The sequence below is a fragment of the Nocardia sp. NPDC003979 genome (genome assembly GCF_053605015.1).
Map to the genome: position 1 here is coordinate 530,113 of NZ_JBSGIJ010000001.1, position 15,744 is coordinate 545,856.

16 protein-coding genes are annotated in these 15,744 nt (G+C 69.5%); 11 read left to right on the plus strand and 5 right to left on the minus strand.

Annotated features, from left to right (window positions below; genetic code table 11):
- Positions 1 to 62: 62 nt before the first annotated feature.
- The 3 genes from ACWEVR_RS02290 to ACWEVR_RS02300 all read right to left on the minus strand — a co-directional run bounded on the left by ACWEVR_RS02290 (position 63) and on the right by ACWEVR_RS02300 (position 3,526).
- Positions 63 to 1,445: a lytic transglycosylase domain-containing protein gene (locus ACWEVR_RS02290; protein WP_452465484.1), complete on the minus strand. Its 1,383-nt coding sequence runs from the start codon at positions 1,443 to 1,445 to the stop codon at positions 63 to 65.
- A 118-nt stretch (positions 1,446 to 1,563) separates the two neighbouring features.
- Positions 1,564 to 2,127, minus strand: coding sequence for a DUF1003 domain-containing protein (locus tag ACWEVR_RS02295; protein ID WP_452465485.1), 564 nt, complete (start codon positions 2,125 to 2,127; stop codon positions 1,564 to 1,566).
- 70 nt (positions 2,128 to 2,197) lie between these two features.
- Positions 2,198 to 3,526 carry a magnesium transporter MgtE N-terminal domain-containing protein gene (locus ACWEVR_RS02300; RefSeq protein ID WP_452465486.1) on the minus strand — a complete coding sequence of 443 codons (1,329 nt, stop codon included), beginning with the start codon at positions 3,524 to 3,526 and terminating at the stop codon, positions 2,198 to 2,200.
- 32 nt (positions 3,527 to 3,558) lie between these two features.
- Here ACWEVR_RS02300 and ACWEVR_RS02305 point away from each other — a divergent pair, with 32 nt between their 5' ends.
- The 3 genes from ACWEVR_RS02305 to ACWEVR_RS02315 are packed head-to-tail and all read left to right on the plus strand — an operon-like array spanning position 3,559 to position 5,608.
- On the plus strand, positions 3,559 to 4,515 hold the full coding sequence (locus ACWEVR_RS02305) for an HpcH/HpaI aldolase/citrate lyase family protein (RefSeq protein WP_067637676.1): 957 nt from the start codon (positions 3,559 to 3,561) through the stop codon (positions 4,513 to 4,515).
- 12 nt (positions 4,516 to 4,527) lie between these two features.
- Positions 4,528 to 5,022, plus strand: coding sequence for a general stress protein (locus ACWEVR_RS02310; protein WP_067486041.1), 495 nt, complete (start codon positions 4,528 to 4,530; stop codon positions 5,020 to 5,022).
- A 4-nt stretch (positions 5,023 to 5,026) separates the two neighbouring features.
- Positions 5,027 to 5,608: a suppressor of fused domain protein gene (locus tag ACWEVR_RS02315; RefSeq protein WP_452465487.1), complete on the plus strand. Its 582-nt coding sequence runs from the start codon at positions 5,027 to 5,029 to the stop codon at positions 5,606 to 5,608.
- Here the strand turns inward: ACWEVR_RS02315 and ACWEVR_RS02320 are convergent.
- Positions 5,605 to 6,684 carry a magnesium and cobalt transport protein CorA gene (locus ACWEVR_RS02320; RefSeq protein ID WP_452465488.1) on the minus strand — a complete coding sequence of 360 codons (1,080 nt, stop codon included), beginning with the start codon at positions 6,682 to 6,684 and terminating at the stop codon, positions 5,605 to 5,607. The two genes, ACWEVR_RS02315 and ACWEVR_RS02320, sit on opposite strands and share 4 nt — an antisense overlap.
- Before the next feature lie 65 nt (positions 6,685 to 6,749).
- On the opposite strand from ACWEVR_RS02320, the gene ACWEVR_RS02325 reads away from it, so the two are divergent.
- From ACWEVR_RS02325 to ACWEVR_RS02345, 5 genes are all read left to right on the plus strand, one after another.
- Positions 6,750 to 7,604, plus strand: coding sequence for a PHP domain-containing protein (locus ACWEVR_RS02325; protein WP_452465489.1), 855 nt, complete (start codon positions 6,750 to 6,752; stop codon positions 7,602 to 7,604).
- A complete protein-coding gene (locus tag ACWEVR_RS02330; protein ID WP_067486049.1) occupies positions 7,601 to 7,867 on the plus strand; it encodes a hypothetical protein in 267 nt (88 codons plus the stop codon). The genes ACWEVR_RS02325 and ACWEVR_RS02330 overlap by 4 nt, the downstream gene beginning before the upstream one ends.
- Before the next feature lie 51 nt (positions 7,868 to 7,918).
- Positions 7,919 to 9,457 carry an FAD-binding protein gene (locus ACWEVR_RS02335; RefSeq protein ID WP_452465490.1) on the plus strand — a complete coding sequence of 513 codons (1,539 nt, stop codon included), beginning with the start codon at positions 7,919 to 7,921 and terminating at the stop codon, positions 9,455 to 9,457.
- A gap of 427 nt (positions 9,458 to 9,884) precedes the next feature.
- Positions 9,885 to 11,105: an NAD(P)-dependent malic enzyme gene (locus tag ACWEVR_RS02340; protein ID WP_067637664.1), complete on the plus strand. Its 1,221-nt coding sequence runs from the start codon at positions 9,885 to 9,887 to the stop codon at positions 11,103 to 11,105.
- 85 nt (positions 11,106 to 11,190) lie between these two features.
- The gene (locus tag ACWEVR_RS02345; protein WP_452465491.1) at positions 11,191 to 11,400 is read left to right on the plus strand and encodes a hypothetical protein; all 210 of its coding nucleotides are present in this window, start codon (positions 11,191 to 11,193) and stop codon (positions 11,398 to 11,400) included.
- A 5-nt stretch (positions 11,401 to 11,405) separates the two neighbouring features.
- Here the strand turns inward: ACWEVR_RS02345 and ACWEVR_RS02350 are convergent, their stop codons facing one another.
- Positions 11,406 to 12,326, minus strand: coding sequence for an ABC transporter substrate-binding protein (locus ACWEVR_RS02350; RefSeq protein ID WP_452465492.1), 921 nt, complete (start codon positions 12,324 to 12,326; stop codon positions 11,406 to 11,408).
- A gap of 193 nt (positions 12,327 to 12,519) precedes the next feature.
- On the opposite strand from ACWEVR_RS02350, the gene ACWEVR_RS02355 reads away from it, so the two are divergent.
- From ACWEVR_RS02355 to ACWEVR_RS02365, 3 genes are all read left to right on the plus strand, one after another.
- Entirely contained in the window at positions 12,520 to 13,374 is an 855-nt protein-coding gene (locus ACWEVR_RS02355; protein ID WP_452465493.1) for a glycine betaine ABC transporter substrate-binding protein, read from the plus strand.
- Positions 13,375 to 13,461: 87 nt separating this feature from the next.
- On the plus strand, positions 13,462 to 15,024 hold the full coding sequence (locus tag ACWEVR_RS02360; RefSeq protein ID WP_452465494.1) for an acyl-CoA carboxylase subunit beta: 1,563 nt from the start codon (positions 13,462 to 13,464) through the stop codon (positions 15,022 to 15,024).
- 124 nt (positions 15,025 to 15,148) lie between these two features.
- Positions 15,149 to 15,736, plus strand: a complete 588-nt coding sequence (locus ACWEVR_RS02365) for a hypothetical protein (RefSeq protein ID WP_452465495.1) — start codon at positions 15,149 to 15,151, stop codon at positions 15,734 to 15,736.
- The last annotated feature ends 8 nt before the right edge of the window (positions 15,737 to 15,744 follow it).

Genomic DNA, 15,744 nt, shown 5'->3' on the forward strand with positions numbered 1-15,744 from the left:
CGAGATTACCGCACCCGAGACCTTTTTGTTACCCCTCCGTGATCTGAATTTCGGTTTGATTTCTAGGGGGCCGGCGGGGCGGGCGGCAGCGGGACAACGATGTTGAACGGCAACGTGATTGCGGGCTGTGGCGCCGGTGCCGGAGCGGCGGGCGGCGCGGGCTCCTCGGTGGGGGCGATACCTGGTTCCGGAGTCTTCTCCAGAGTAGGTGCAGGTGCAGGTGCCTCGGCGGGCGCGGGCTGTTCGGCGGGGGTGCACACCGCCTGCTCGGTGCGCTCACCGGGCTGCGGGGGAGCGGCGGCCGGATCCTGCGGTGCCGGATTCTGTTGCGCCTGCGCACCGAACGTCTGCGGTGCGGGCGCGATGGGGTTGGGCATCTGCGCGGGCAGCGGCTCGTTCACACACCCCTCGGGGGCGGGTGCGACGGGCGCGGGGCAGAAGATGCCGCAGGGGATCGGCGGCAAGCCGGGCAGTGTGATCATCACCTGGGTCGGCGTTGTGACCTTCGGTGTGTTGGGCGGCAATTGGTTCGTCGTCGACGGCGGCGCCGCCGTGACGGGTGTGTCGGCCGCGAGCACGTTCGGCGCGACGGTCGGCGCGCTGCCGGGCGGCACGATGTCGGGCGAGATCGACACCTGGCTCGGCGCGCCGCCGGTGCGGTAGGCCGCCGACCAGCTGAGCACATTGGCCGCGTACGACATCGAGTTGTTGTAGCGCAGGACGGCACGCAGTTCCTGGGCCGCGTCGCGCAGGTTCAGCCCGCCGGAGCACAGGTACTTGGCCGCGCCGAGGGCGGCGTCGAAGACATTGTGCGGGTCGGCTGTGCCGTCGCCGTTGCCGTCGGCCGAGTAGTGCGCCCAGGTGCTCGGCAGGAACTGCATGGGTCCGACGGCGCGGACGAAGCCGCCGTCGGCCTCCTTGATGATCTCGTTACCCGGCAGGGTGCCGTCGAGCGCGGGTCCGAAGATGGGTGTGGTCGTGGTGCCCGCGGCGTCGGTTCGCCCGCTGCTGGCGTGCCCGGATTCGATGCGGCCGATGCCCGCCAGCAGGTTCCAGGTGAGCCCACAGCCGGGCTGGGCGGTCTGCATGGCCAGTTCGGCATTGCGGTAGGCGGCGAGCACGATCTCGGGGATGCCGAGCGTGCCGCTGCCGGGTGGTAGTGAAATCGATTGCAGCGGTACGGTTCCGGCGAAGGGGGCCAGGCTGTTGGCCGAGGGGCTCAGCGCGCGCAGTTTGCGCGGCGCCTCCTGGGTCACCGGTAGCAGGCCGACGATTTCGGACGGATCGCTCTCGGGTGTGTGGTCGGTGGTGCTCTTGTTCGCGGCGAGCAAGGCCTCCGGCGCGCTCGGCGCGGTGCTCGGGTTCGACGAGTGCGCGGCCGATCCCGACGCGACGAGTCCCGCGACGACAAGGGCCGACATAGTTATCGGAGCAGAGATTCGCATTGCGGCCACACCAACCCTTTACGTCGAAGCAGCGGCGCCGCAGAGTCCCCCCTCCGGCCCGCCCGGAACAACGTGATCCAGGTTACCCATCGGTCAGGTACTTACAGAGCATTTCCGGTTACTCATCTGGACCACCAGGCGAAACCGGGGGCGGAGACGGCGTTTGACCGGAGGTTTTCTTGCGGGCGCCTTTTCGCTTCGTCTCCGCCTTCGGCGCGCCGTCGAGCATTTCCTTGATCTCTTCCAATTCGCGCCGGAGGTAGTCGCGGGTGGCGACATCGCCGACGGCCAGGCGAAGCGCCGCCAGCTCACGGGCGAGGAACTCGGTGTCGGCCTTGGTCTGCGCGGCCCGGGTGCGGTCCTCCTCGAGCGAGACCTTGTCGCGGTTGTCCTGCCGGTTCTGGGCGAGCAGGATCAGCGGCGCCGCGTAGGCCGCCTGGGTGGAGAAGGCCAGGTTGAGCAGGATGAACGGGTACGGGTCCCAGCGCAGCGCCACCACGAAGACATTGAGCAGGATCCAGACGATGACGATGATGGTCTGGATCGCCAGATAACGCCCGGTGCCCAGGAACCGGGCGACCTTCTCGCTGCTGCGCGCGAATGCCTCGGAATCCCAGTCGAACCGCAACCGCGACCCGACCGGGGTTTCCAGCCGCTGCCTGGCCGGGTTTTTCTCACTCACGCTGATTCCTTTCCGCGTGCTCGGGCGCCCTGCGTGGTGACGCGAGCTGCCTCCTCCGGGCGCTGTCCTCTCACGCGGTGTCCTTCCGCCCGGTGATGCCCTCGGTATCCATCGGCATCGGCTCGGTCTGTTCCAGCGGGGGTGTTTCCTCCTCGCGCCAGTCCTCGGGCAGCAGATGGTCGAGCACGTCGTCGACGGTGACCGCCCCGAGCAGGTGGTTCTCGTCGTCGATCACCGGCCCGCAGACCAGGTTGTAGGTGGCGAAGTAACGGGTGACGGCCGAGAGCGGTAGCTCCGGGGTCAGGGCGGCCAGGTCGGTGTCGACCATGCCGCCGACCAGGTGTGCGGGTGGCTCGCGCAACAGGTGCTGGATGTGCACGCAGCCCAGATATGGGCCGGTCGGGGTGGCCGTGGGCGGGCGGACGACGAAGACCATCGAGGCCAGGGCCGGGGTGAGATCGGGATCGCGGACGCGGGCCAGCGCCTCGGCGACCGTGGTCGACGGACTGAGTACGACCGGTTTGGTGGTCATCAGGCCACCCGCGGTGTCGGGGGAGTGGGCGAGCAACCGGCGCACCGGTTCGGACTCCTCCGGGTCCATCAGGGCCAGCAGCGATTCGGCTTCGCTCTCGGGCAGTTCGCCGAGCAGGTCGGCCGCGTCGTCGGGGTCCATGGCCTCGAGCACGTCGGCGGCCCGCCGGACCTCGAGGTGGCCGAGCAGGTCGACCTGGTCGTCGTCGGGCAGTTCCTGCACCACATCGGCGAGGCGTTCGTCATCGAGGGCGATCGCCACTTCCACGCGGCGCTTCTCGGGCAGCTCGCGCAACCGGTTGGCCACGTCGGCGGCGCGCAGTCCCTCGAATTGGGCGAGCAGCGCGGTGACATCCTGGCCCGGCCTGCCGACGGCGGCCGGTGTCAGGCCGCTCACCGACGACCAGTCGACCACGTGCACCGTCCGCCTGCGCCCGATGCGCCGGTGTCCGCGCACCGCGATCCGGCCGACCACCCAGTCCCTGGTGCGGGTCTGCTCGATGCCGAGATCGGCGACGAACACGTCGACATCCTCGAGATCGGGCAGGTCCGGGTCGTGCACGTGCACCCGGGTGTCGACGATCTGGGCCAGCGCGAGCAATTCGCCCGCGCGCTGGGCGAACCGGCGCAGGCTCACGGTTCCGGTATTGAGCGTCACCACGCCCGGCTCGATCGCGGTGACCCGCAGCATCGGCACGAAAATCCTTCGGCGCGTGGGCAACTCGACGACCAGACCGTGCACGCGCGGCGGTTGCCGCCCGAACCGGACGGCGACGACCACGTCCCGGACCCGGCCGATAGACTCCCCGTCCGGACCCAGCACTGTCAGGCCGGCGAGCCGGGCGACGTACACCCTGGTGGTTGCCATGACCTCAGGCTAGTAGTAAGGAGCGTGCTCCCATGAAGCCCCGCCGTTCGGTGCTCGCCGTGCCAGGCAGTAGCCAGAAGATGATCCACAAGGCGATGGGACTGCCGGTCGACGAGGTCTTCCTCGATCTGGAGGACGCGGTCGCGCCCGAGGCGAAGGTGTCGGCGCGCGCCAATATCGTGGCCGCCCTGCACGAACCGGGCTGGGGTGAGCAGCTGCGAGTGGTCCGGGTCAACGACTGGACGACCGAATGGACCTACGCCGACGTCATCACGGTGGTGGAGGGCGCGGGCCGCGAACTCGACGCGATCCTGCTGCCCAAGGTCACCGACGCGGGCCAGGTGCGCGCGCTGGATCTGCTGCTGACCCAGCTGGAGAAGGTGTGCGGGCTCGAGGTCGGGCGCATCGGCATCGAACCGCAGCTCGAAAACGCCATGGGGTTGCGCAATATCGACGAGATCGCCACCGCAAGCCCCCGTGTGCAGGCCCTGGTCTTCGGTCCCGCCGATTTCATGGCGAGCCTGAATATGCGCACCCTCGTCGTCGGCGAACAGCCGCCCGGCTACGACACCGGCGATGCCTACCACCACATCCTGATGACCATCCTGCTCACCGCCCGCGCCCACGGCCTGCAGGCCATCGACGGCCCCTACCTGCAGGTTCGCGATGTCGACGGCTTCCGCCGGGCCGCCGCGCGCACCGCCGCGCTCGGCTTCGACGGCAAATGGGTGCTGCACCCGGACCAGATCGACGCGGCCAACGAGATCTTCAGCCCGCGCCAGGAGGACTACGACCGCGCCGAGTTGATCCTCGAGGCCTATGCCTTCCACACCTCGGCCGCCGGCGGTGCTCGTGGCGCGGTGATGCTCGGCAATGAGATGATCGACGAGGCCTCCGCCAAGATGGCACAGGTCATAGCCGAGAAGGGCCGCGCCGCCGGAATGAGCAGGACCACCCGTTTCACTCCGCCACAACCCGGCCAGGAATAGCAGAATGGGACTATGACGAATCCCTTGGGCAACTCGAACCGCGGGCGGCAGGCGTTGCCGACGCCGCCGTCGGGCTGGCCGGTCGGGTCGTATCCGACCTACGCCGAGGCGCAGCGCGCGGTCGATTACCTGGCCGACAACCAGTTCCCGGTGCAGGACGTGACCATCGTCGGCGTCGACCTGATGCAGGTGGAGCGGGTGCTGTACCGGCTCACCTGGGGCAAGGTCATCGGCGGTGGTGTGGTGTCGGGCGCCTGGCTCGGCCTGTTCCTCGGCCTGCTGCTGAGCCTGTTCACCACCACCGGTGGGGCGCTCGGTCCGCTGGTCGTCGGTCTGCTCGGCGGCATCGTGTTCGGTGTCATCACCACGTCCATTCCCTACGCGGCGACCAAGGGGCAGCGCGACTTCGCGTCGACCATGCAGTTGGTCGCCGGTCGCTACGACGTGCTGTGCGACCCGAAGACCGCCGAACGCGCCCGCGACATGCTGGCCCGATTGGCGCTGTGACGCAATGGATGTGGTGAATTCGGTCCGCACCGCGGTGCTGGACCACTTCGAGGTCGAGCGCGCCGGTGTGGATTCCGCGTCGGTGACGTTCCTCGGGCTGGAACCGATCGAGATCCTGCGCATCCCCGGTGACGGTGTGGTGCACTACGCGACGCTCGGCGGCTCGCGTCATCCCATGGGCGACCCGGCCGACCTGCTCGCCGATCCGGTCCGTGGCCCCCGCGCCGAACTCGTGCTCACCCTGCTGGCCGCTGCCGGGCCGCAGGCGGGCCTGGTTCGTTCACTCGGCGTGCTCGTCGCCACGCCGTCGGTGGAAGGCGTTGTGCTGCAAGCCGACGCGCTGCTCGATCTCGGTGAACCGTTGTGGCACAACGGGCCTTTCACCGCGGTGCTGCTCGGCGAGAGCGAGGTGCCCGAGATCGTGCTGCCCGAACCGGCCGAACCGGTGCGCTACCTCAGCGTCACCCCGGTGACCGCCACCGAGGCCGCCTGGGTGCGGGTGCGTGGCGCGCAGGCTTTGCGGGACGCGTGGGCGGAGGCGGGTATCGACGTGCGCGATCCCGGTCGCGGTGCGGTGAACCTCTAGAGCCACTTGTTGCGGCGGAAACTGCGGAACAGCAACGCGCACAGGACCGCCATCAACGCGACCACCGCCGGATAAGCCCACCGCTGGTGCAGTTCCCACATGTAGTCGAAGTTCATGCCGTAGACACCCGCGATCATGGTCGGCACCGCCGCCATGGCCGCATACGCCGAGATCTTGCGCATATCGGTGTTCTGCTGAACGCTGATCTTGGCGAGCGCGGCGTTGACCAGGCTGCTCAGCGCCTCGTCGAAGTAGGCGATCTGTTCGTTGACGCTGACATGGTGGTCGGCCACATCGCGCATATAGCGCCGGAACTCGGTCGGTACCGGCAGGTCCTGGTTGTTCACCAACCGCTCCAGCGGAACGCCGAGCGGCGACACCGCCCGGCGCAGCTCGACGACCTCGCGTTTGAGCTGGTAGATCGATTCGATGCCCACCTTGGAGTTCGGCGTGAACACCGCCTCCTCCATCTCGTTGACATCCTCCTCGATGGATTCGGTTGTCTCCACATAGGAATCGACCACGTGATCGGCCACAGCGTGCAACACCGAGGGCGGACCCATCCGTAGCTGATCGGGATGACCCTCCAGTTCCCTTCGCACCCCCGACAGGCCGGTGTGCTCCCCGTGGCGAACGGTGATCGCGAAATGCGGACCGGTGAAGACCATGATGTCGCCGGTCTCCACGATCTCGCTGATGGCGTGCATATCGTGTTCCACGTAACTGACCGTGCGCATCACCAGGAACAGCGTGTCGTCGTAGCGTTCCAGCTTGGGGCGCTGACGCCCGACCACGGCGTCCTCGACCGCCAGCGGATGCAGCCCGAAAATCTGGGCGATGTCGTTCATCTGCGTCTCGTCGGGATCGTGCAGACCGACCCAGACGAAACCCGAGTCGGTACCGCGCGCCTCCGCCAGCGCCTGCTGCGGGGTGAAACGGCCGGGTAACCGCTCGCCGTCGACGTAGACACCGCAGTCGACGATGGTGCGTGCGGTCGGCACCGGCACCCGTGGCCGCGCGGTCGCCGCGGCACGACCCGTCTTGTGAAAGTTCGGCAGGGACGGGAAGGAAGGCACATCCGGATGTTACGGGCAGGTCGACGGCCGCACACCGGCCGACACCGCACTGTAAGACTGAGTGTGTGCGCATCGACCTGCATACCCATTCCACCGCCTCCGACGGCACCGACACCCCGGCCGAACTGGTTCGCCACGCCGCCGCGGCCGGGCTCGACGTCGTCGCGATCACCGACCACGACACCACCGGCGGGTGGGCCGAGGCCGAAGCGGCGCGTCCGCCGGGACTCACACTGGTTCGCGGGATGGAGATGTCGTGTACCGGCATGGGGGAGGACGGTTTTCCTGTTCCGGTGCACCTGCTGGCCTACCTGTTCGACCCGGCCGACCGCGGTTTCGCCGAGGAACGTGAACGATTGCGGGCCGAGCGCATCGCGCGGGTGCGTGCCATGGCGGAGTTGATGGTGGCCGACGGTCTGCCGATCGATCCCGAGGCCGTGCTGGCCGGTGCCGGGCCGGCCGCGGGGCGTCCGCATCTGGCGCGGGCACTGGTCGCGGCGGGTGTGGTGGCCAGTGTCGACGCCGCGTTCGTCGACCTGCTCGCCCCGCACGGGCCGTACTACGCGGAGAAGGTGGATACGCCGTTGCCGCGCGCGGTGCAGCTGATCGCCGACGCGGGCGGGGTGAGCGTGCTCGCCCACGTGCGGGCCCGCAAACGCGGCAGGCTGCTCGCGCTCGACGAGATCAGGAACCTGGCCGGGCTCGGTCTCACCGGCCTCGAGATCGACCATCCCGATCACAGCGACGCCGATCGGGCGGTACTCACCGAGCTGTCCGGCGAGCTCGGCCTGGTGCGCACCGGGTCGTCGGACTACCACGGCAGCAACAAGACCATCGAGATCGGCGCCTGCCGCACCGATCCGGAACAGTTCGAGGCACTGATCGGCAAGGCGAGCGGGGTTCCGGTGATCTCCTCGTGACGGCGGTCCGGGCGCTGAGCGGTGTGGTGGCGGGCGGTGTGGTCGCGCTGCTGTGTGTGGTCGTCGGTGCCGCGCTGATCGGTGCGCGCCGCGACTTTCCCGGGCCGGGAGGCGAATCCTTGACGTGGCATGTCCTCGTGACGGTGGTCGTCGTCGGGGCGCAGATCGTCGCGGATCGGCGGCGTGGGGCGGCGGCTCTGGCCGGGTCGGCCGTCGTGTTCGTGATGACCGGCGCCCTGCTGTGGACACAGTGGTGGGGATGACAGTCCGCTAATGGTTGCGGAAGGGTGAACTGTGCCCGAATATCTCTCAGTATGGGCAACCTGGAGACGGATGTTCTGATTCTCGGCGGCGGACCCGCCGGACTCTGGGCCGCCGTCTCCGCGGCCGCGCACGGGGCGCGGGTGATGCTGGTCGACAAGGGCCGGTGCGGTTCGAGCGGGCCGGGTGTCTACGGCGCGACGACGGTGTGGGACATTCCGCCGGGTCAGGCGCGGGCCGAAGCCGTGGAGCGTGCGCTGGTGCGCGGCGGCGGTCTGGGTGATCCGGCCTGGCTGCACCGCGTCATCGACGAGGCGCACGAGCGGCTGCGGAATTGGTCGGGCAGGCAGGTCGCCGACCCGCGACGGATCCGGTTCGACGGAGCGAGTTACCTGCGCCGACTGCGTCGCGGCGCGCTCGAGGCCGGTGTGCGCATCCTCGATCACCACCCCGCCCTGCACCTGCTCGTCGATCGCTCGGGACGGGTGGTCGGCGCCGCAGGGGTGCGGCGGCACAACAACTTTCAGCGTTGGACGATTCGCGCGGGCGCGGTGGTCGTGGCCACCGGCGGCTGTGCGTTCGGGTCCGGCGGCGCGGGCACCGAGGTGAACACCGGCGACGGTCTGCTGATGGCGGCGGAGGCCGGGGCCGAGCTGACGGGCATGGAATTCTCCAGCGCCTACGTCCTGGCCCCGGTGCTCGCCCGGGTGCACCCGCATCGGACGATCGCCAGTGGGCTCGCGGTGCGCTTCGCCGCGTTCTACGACGAATCCGGGGCCGAGCTACCTGGGCGCACGTCCGCGGCGCTGGCCGCCATCGCCGACGGCAGGCGGATCTTCGCCGCGCTCGACGACGTGCCAGAGGTGGTCGGACACTGGCTGCGCAGGCAAGGCGCGGTCGACGCGGCGGGCCGGGTGCCGGTGCGCGCGGTGCTCGACGGCACCGTGCGCGGCTGCGGCGGACTGGCCCTCACCGGCGCCGACTGCGCGACCACCGTGCCCGGGCTCTTCGCCGCGGGCGGCGTCGCCGGTCGTGAGGTCGTCGCCGGGGCAGCAGGGTGCTCGGACGGGTTGCGTGGTGCCTGGGCGCTCGCCTCGGGTAGCTGGGCGGGGGAGGGGGCCGCCCGCGTGGCCACCGTCTTCCGTGACGATGCCGCCCTGCCGCCCGCGCCCGGGGCCGGACTCGGTCCACACGCCCACATCGACCCGCGCTCGGTGATCGGGCTCGTCCAGGAACACACCTTGCCGTTGCGCCGCAGCTTCCGGCGCAGCGCCGACAGCCTCACCGACAGCATCGCCGAACTCGACGCCATGTGGCCCGGCGCCCGGTTCGAGCTCGGGGGCACCGGTGCCGAGCAGTTGCGCGCCCGCGAGGCCGCCGCCCTGCTCGCCGTCGCGCGGTGGGCCGGGCACAGCGCCCTCGCCCGCACCGAGAGCCGTGGCATCCACCGGCGCATCGACCACCCCGATGTGCTGGCCGAGTGGCGGCTCAGACTGCGCTGTGGTGGGCTCGACGAGGTCTGGGTGCGCCCGGAGCAGCGGCCCGATCCGCGCGGCGGTGAGCTCACCGCGAACACCACCGTCACGGTGTGACTGTTCACCGGCGACCGCACCGGTGCTGCGAGTTTTCGCTAACTCTACGGCAATTCGACACGGCTACGCTCGACGGATGACGCCCAGCTCGTTGACACGCCGCACCGGTTTGGCAACCGCGCGGCCGGGCTGGCAGAATGGTGCGAATTCCCTTCCCTTGCCACCGCCGGGTTCGGGGATTTTGGAGACCGTCCGCCTCGCGACGCACCGTCGTGGCCGAAGGTCGACCCGTTTGCTCGCCCGGACCACCCGTCCGGCTCCGCTCCGCGGTTCAGTGTCGCGCCCCGCATCCGGTTCCGTCCGGAAACGCGGGCGGCCGCGCACCCGATGAGCGTCATGTATCCCGTATTCCAGATAAACCCGGCTTTCAGAAAAACCCGGCGGTAACCGTCCCCCGGTTGAGCCCGACTCGAGCAGGAGTGAAATCGTGTCACCTGTGACTGACGCACCGAATGCCACCGCGGCGCCCCAGGCCGATGACGCAGCCAGCCTCGCTGCTATCACCAACGAGGAGATCTTCGCCGGTCACCTCGGCGGCAAACTGTCGGTCGAGCTCAGCGCGCCGCTCGAGACCCAGCGCGACCTGTCGATCGCCTACACCCCCGGCGTCGCCCAGGTGAGCCGCGCGATCGCCGAGGACCCCGCCCTCACCAAGACCTACACCTGGACCGATCGCCTCGTCGTTGTCGTCAGCGACGGCACCGCCGTGCTCGGCCTCGGCGACATCGGTCCGCGCGCCTCGCTGCCCGTGATGGAGGGCAAGGCCGCGCTGTTCAAGAAGTTCGCGGGCCTCAACTCGATCCCGCTGGTGCTCGACACCACCGATCCCGACGAGATCGTCGAGACCCTGATCCGCCTGCGACCCAGCTTCGGTGCGGTGAACCTGGAAGACATCTCGGCGCCGCGCTGCTTCGAGATCGAGCGCCGTGTCATCGAGGCGCTCGACTGCCCCGTCATGCACGACGACCAGCACGGCACCGCCATCGTGGTGCTCGCCGCGCTCAAGGGTGCCGCCGCGCAGCAGGGCCGCGACATGTCGGCGCTCAAGGTCGTCGTCTCCGGCGCCGGCGCCGCGGGTGTGGCGTGTGCCAACATCCTGCTGGCCGCGGGCGTTCCCGATGTGGTCGTGCTCGACTCCAAGGGCATCGTGAGCATCGGTCGTGACGGCCTCAACGGCGTGAAGGCCGACCTGGCCGCCCGCAGCAACCCGCGCGGCCTGACCGGTGGCGCCGCCGACGCGCTGGCCGGCGCGGATGTGTTCCTCGGCCTGTCCGCGGGCACCATCCCCGAGGAGCTCATCGCCTCGATGGCCCCCGAGTCGATCGTGTTCGCCATGTCGAACCCCGACCCGGAGATCCACCCCGAGGTGGCCGCCAAGTACGCCGCCATCGTGGCCACCGGCCGCAGCGACTTTCCGAACCAGATCAACAACGTCCTCGCCTTCCCCGGCGTCTTCAAGGGCGCGTTGGACGCGGGCGCTCGCCGCATCACCGAGGGCATGAAGGTCGCCGCCGCCGACGCCATCTTCAACGTCGTCGCCGACGAACTGGCCGTCGACCGCATCATCCCGAGCCCGCTCGACCCGCGCGTGGCTCCCGCCGTCGCCGAGGCCGTGGCCGAGGCCGCGCGCCGCGAGGGTGTCGCCTGATCGGCAACGCACAACCGACAGCGGCCCCGCTCCCTTAGGAGCGGGGCCGCCGTCGTCTACCGATGCACGATGGGATCATGAGGTGATGAAGACGATCACCGTGCAGCTCCCCGACGAGGTCGAAGCCCAGCTGGCCGACGCGGCCGAGGCCGACGGCATCCCGGTGAACGTGGCCGTCGTACAGGCGGTGCAGGACTGGATTCACGCCCAGGCCCAGCGGACTCGTGAACGCGCGCGGATGCGGGAGGTGCTCGCCGACGATCCGCATCTGCGTGCGCTGCTCGGCGACGACTGAATGGCCTAGGCGATCGGGGTGTCGAGGCCGCGGGCGGTGAGCCAGGCGAGGGCGGCGGCCTTGGGTTCGATCTTGGCGGCGCCGGAGACGGCGGTGTTGAGGGAAATCAGTTCCGCGGTGGTGAGTTCGGCCGACACCGCGTCGAGGACCGCGACGGCTTTGTCGGTCTTCTTGGCGGCGTGGAAGAGGGGCACCACATTCTGGGCGGCGAAATTGTTCTTGGGATCGGTGAGGACCACGAGGTCGTTCTGGATGATCGCCGGTGAGGTCGTGTAGATATCGGCGGCAGTGACCCGGCCGTCGGTCAGGGCACGGACGGTCTCCGGTTCGTCGGCGATGGCGACGAAATTCTGGGCGCTGATATCGAGGCCGTAGTTCTTGCGTAAGCCCGGTAGGCCGCCGGGGCGGTCGGCGAATTCGGGTTTGGCGGCAAAGGTCGTCTCGGCCGAATGGGGTGCGAGGTCGGCGATGGTGGTGAGATTCCAGCGCTGCGCGGTCGCGCGGGTGACGACGACCGCGTCGGAATTCTGGCCGGGGGCGGGGGTGGCGATGGCGAGGTCTTCGCCGAGCGCGCTGCTCAGCGCGGTGTCCACCTCGGCCGGGGTGGTCGCGGTCGCGTCTTTGTTCAAGTACCGCAGCAGGTTTCCGGTGTATTCGGGGACCAGGGAGATGACACATCGGCGGACGGCGGGCAGATAGGCCTCGCGATTTCCGAAATCGAATTTCGTCGCCACCTTGAAACCGTTGATCCGCAACACCTCGGTGTAGATGGTCGCCACGGTCTCGGACTCGGGGAAATCGGCCGAGCCGATGATCAATTCGTCGCTGGCGCAATCGCCGTGGGCCATCTGCTGCTCGGAGTCGGCGCACGAGGCCACCACCATGGCGGCGGCCAGTGCCACCGCGGCGGCCAGAATCCGGCCCATCCGCACCACCATGCGGTGTGCCGGTCGACATTGTCGGTGTGCAGAGGTTCTCACTGGAGTCCTTCCGGCAAAGGCGGGCAGTGCGCTGTGCGTGCGGCGCGGACGCCGCAGGTACATTCTGGGTGTTCATATTGCCCCGCGTCGCGGCGAATTGCGGGGGTTGACGGCAAAGACAGGAAGTTGGTGTCGGCGGATGATCTCGGGCGCCCTGCGGCGGAGCGCGGCCGTGTTGGTGGCCACCACCTGTGTTTTCGCCCTCGCGTCCTGTGCCGGTGACGAACTGGGCCCGGTGGTGACGGTCGGCGCCGACGGTTCGGCCGAAGCGAGGGTGCTCGCCGAGATCTACGCCCAGGCCCTGGCTCGCACGGGCATGGAAACGGCCGTCGCCGCCGAGTCCGCCGCGCCCGTGGCGGATCTGGACGCCGGGCGGATCGCCGTCCTGCCCGCGCGCAACGGCGCCCTGCTCGATCGATGGAATCCGTCGTCGTCGGCCCGCACGCCCGACGACGTCGGTGCGGCCGTGAATGCGGCACTGCCGCAGGGACTGTCGCTGTCGGATGCCGCCGACGGCACCGACCTGCGCGCGCGATTGCTGGTCACCCAGGAGACCGCCCGCGACAACGTGCGCACCATCGACGCATTGACGTGCGCGAACGCCACGGCGGGCTTCGTCGAGGTGCCCGGGTTCGCGCCAACCGAACCCCCACGCATCGAGGGCTGTTCCTTCGCCGCGACGGTGCGTTATCCGTCCTCGGCGCAACTGTTCGAAGCTTTGCGTCACGGGGACGTCCAGGTTGCCGTGCTGTCGGGTCCGGTCGCGGCGACCGAGGGTCTCGTGGTCCTCGACGACAAGAATTTCGACCTGCGCGCGCAGAACGTCCTCGCGCTGTTCCGTTCGGGCATCTTCGACCGTGTGCGGCTGAAGAAGCTCAATTACGTGGCGGGCGAGCTGACCACCGAGGGTCTGGTCGAGTTGCTCGGACGGGTCGAGGGTGGAACAGCGCCCGCCGACGCCGCGCGCGAATGGTTGAACGCGCACGGTCTCTGAGCCGATCGGCTATTGGCACTGGGCCAAAAACGCTAGGGTCGTCACCGACGCGGCAACGAGCGATGCCGTCGTGGTGAAAGGTGTGCCGTGACAGATCCCCAGGTGGACCCGCTGATCGAACGGGTGCGCGAGGCCTATGCCGCGGTCACCGACGAGGCGCGCGCCGACAAGGTCGCCAAACAGCACGCCCGCGGCAAGCTGACCGCGCGTGAACGGGTCGCGCTGCTCGCCAACGGCGGCTTCTACGAATTCGGCGCGCTCGCCGGGCCCGGGCCAGCCCAGGCCGGTGCCGCGCCGTTGGTCGCGCCCGGTGACGGCGTGGTCACCGGCATCGCCTACGTCGACGGCCGCCCGCTCGCCCTGGCCGCGTTCGACTTCACCGTGCTCGGCGGCAGCAACGGCGCCACCGGCATGGCCAAACTCGACCGCTGCGTGGAACGCGCACTGCTGGACAAGATTCCGCTCGTCATGCTGATGGACGGCGGCGGGCACCGCATGCAGGAGGCGCTCGATTCGCGACTGGCCGCGCCGGGCTCGCGGCTGCTGATGCGGCTGGCCGATCTGTCGGGGTACGTCCCGATCGTGGCGGCCATGATGGGACCCGGTTTCGGCGCGCCCGCCAACCTCGCCGCCTGCTGTGACTTCGTCACCATCGTGCGGGGGATCGGCACCATCGGGATGTCGTCGGCGCCGCTCGTGCAGGCCGCGACGGGGGAAACCCTGACCAACGACGAGATCGGCGGCGCCGACATCCAGGCCGAACGCGGCGTCGTCGACGTGGTCACCGACGACGAGCACGAGGCCGTCGACGCCATCCGGCTCTACCTGTCCTACCTGCCGCCGTCGGCCGACGGCGCTCCCGTGCTCGGCACGGCTCCCTTCACACCCGGCGATCGAGCAGGCGAGATCGACGCACTCGTGCCCGCCTCGTTGCGTGCGGGCTACGACGTGCGCGAGGTGATCGAGGCCCTGGCCGACCGCGACACGCTCTTCGAACTCAAACGCACCAACGCGCCGAATGTGGTGACCGCGTTCGTGCGCATCGGCGGCCGCCCGGTCGGTGTGGTGGCCAATCAGCCGCTGCACCTGGCGGGTGCGCTCGACAGCGCGGCGTGTGAGAAGGCCGCCCATTTCGTGGCCGTCTGCGACGCGTTCGGCCTGCCGCTGCTGATCCTCATCGACCTGCCCGGCTTCCTGGTCGGTACCGCCGCCGAGGAAACCGGCCTGGTCCGGCGCAGCGCGCGCCTTGGCTACGAACTCGCCAACGCGACGGTGCCCCGCTTCGTCATCGTCACCCGCAAGGCCTACGGCGCCGCCTACATCGTGATGGGCGGCGGGCGAAGCGTCGACGCGGATCTGTCGCTGGCCTGGCCGACCGCCGAGATCTGCGCCATCCCCATCGACAGCGCCGTCGACGTGGCCTTCCGCGCCGACTACGAATCCGCCCCCGACCCCGCCGAGCGCCGCACCCAGCTCATCAAGCTCTTCCAGGCCAATATCGACCCACTACTGGCCGCCGACGGGTTCGGCATCGACGACGTGGTCCTGCCGTCGCGCACGCGCGAGCTGCTGCTAGAGGCGCTCGGCCGCGTCCAGCCCCGCCGCCCCGACCGGGTGCCGGGCAAGCGGCGGACGATCTCGCCGATCTAGATCACAGCGGGCCCGGTCCGCGCGGCGCGTAACACGAGCCGGCCCGCCTCGGACGCCATACTCGAAACATGCCGATCAGAGCCGCCGCATCGACCCCGACCCCCTTCCGGCGGGACCGGCGACTATGACCGACTCGCCCGCCCGCGCGCTCATCACCCCGCTGACCCGCGTCCAGAACTGGGTGGAGTCGACACTGGCCCCCGTGGCGACCGGCGACGACGATCCCACCGACGTCTCGCACGGCTGGTGGGAGCGGATCCCCGCCGACCTCGCCGTCCTGTTCAACCACGTCGACCACTTCCCGCCCCGCCTCCTCCCCGACCACGACCTGCTCACCCTGTCCGGCGCCCACCGCGTCTGGACTTTGTGGCTGGAGATCATCGACGACCAGCGAAACCGGATCCCCGAGTACGCCGCCGCTTACGACCCGGCAACCTTCAGCGCCGAACCCGCGGGTTCACCCAGCGAACTGTTCCTCCCCGAATTCATCCCCTTCGCCGACCTCGACGGCTCAACCCTGTTCCTCGACACCCGCCCCGGCGACCGCTCCGGCTGCATCGGCGAATACAGCGCCACCGGTGCCTCGGAGGGCGAATTATGGCCGTCTCTCACCCACCTGTTCACCACCCTCGCCGACAGCCTGGAATCCGGCACACCATTCGCCGGCCACCACCCCACCGTCACCGAAGCCACACTGCATTGGCACAGATGACCCTCGGC

Coding starts and splice junctions, on each gene's coding strand:
- ACWEVR_RS02290 (WP_452465484.1), bottom strand. CDS start 1,445: ATGCGAATCTCTGCTCCGATAACTATGTCGGCCCTTGTCGTCGCGGGA.
- ACWEVR_RS02300 (WP_452465486.1), bottom strand. CDS start 3,526: ATGGCAACCACCAGGGTGTACGTCGCCCGGCTCGCCGGCCTGACAGTG.
- ACWEVR_RS02335 (WP_452465490.1), top strand. CDS start 7,919: ATGGGCAACCTGGAGACGGATGTTCTGATTCTCGGCGGCGGACCCGCC.
- ACWEVR_RS02345 (WP_452465491.1), top strand. CDS start 11,191: ATGAAGACGATCACCGTGCAGCTCCCCGACGAGGTCGAAGCCCAGCTG.
- ACWEVR_RS02365 (WP_452465495.1), top strand. CDS start 15,149: ATGACCGACTCGCCCGCCCGCGCGCTCATCACCCCGCTGACCCGCGTC.
- ACWEVR_RS02355 (WP_452465493.1), top strand. CDS start 12,520: ATGATCTCGGGCGCCCTGCGGCGGAGCGCGGCCGTGTTGGTGGCCACC.
- ACWEVR_RS02315 (WP_452465487.1), top strand. CDS start 5,027: ATGGATGTGGTGAATTCGGTCCGCACCGCGGTGCTGGACCACTTCGAG.
- ACWEVR_RS02305 (WP_067637676.1), top strand. CDS start 3,559: ATGAAGCCCCGCCGTTCGGTGCTCGCCGTGCCAGGCAGTAGCCAGAAG.
- ACWEVR_RS02310 (WP_067486041.1), top strand. CDS start 4,528: ATGACGAATCCCTTGGGCAACTCGAACCGCGGGCGGCAGGCGTTGCCG.
- ACWEVR_RS02350 (WP_452465492.1), bottom strand. CDS start 12,326: ATGGGCCGGATTCTGGCCGCCGCGGTGGCACTGGCCGCCGCCATGGTG.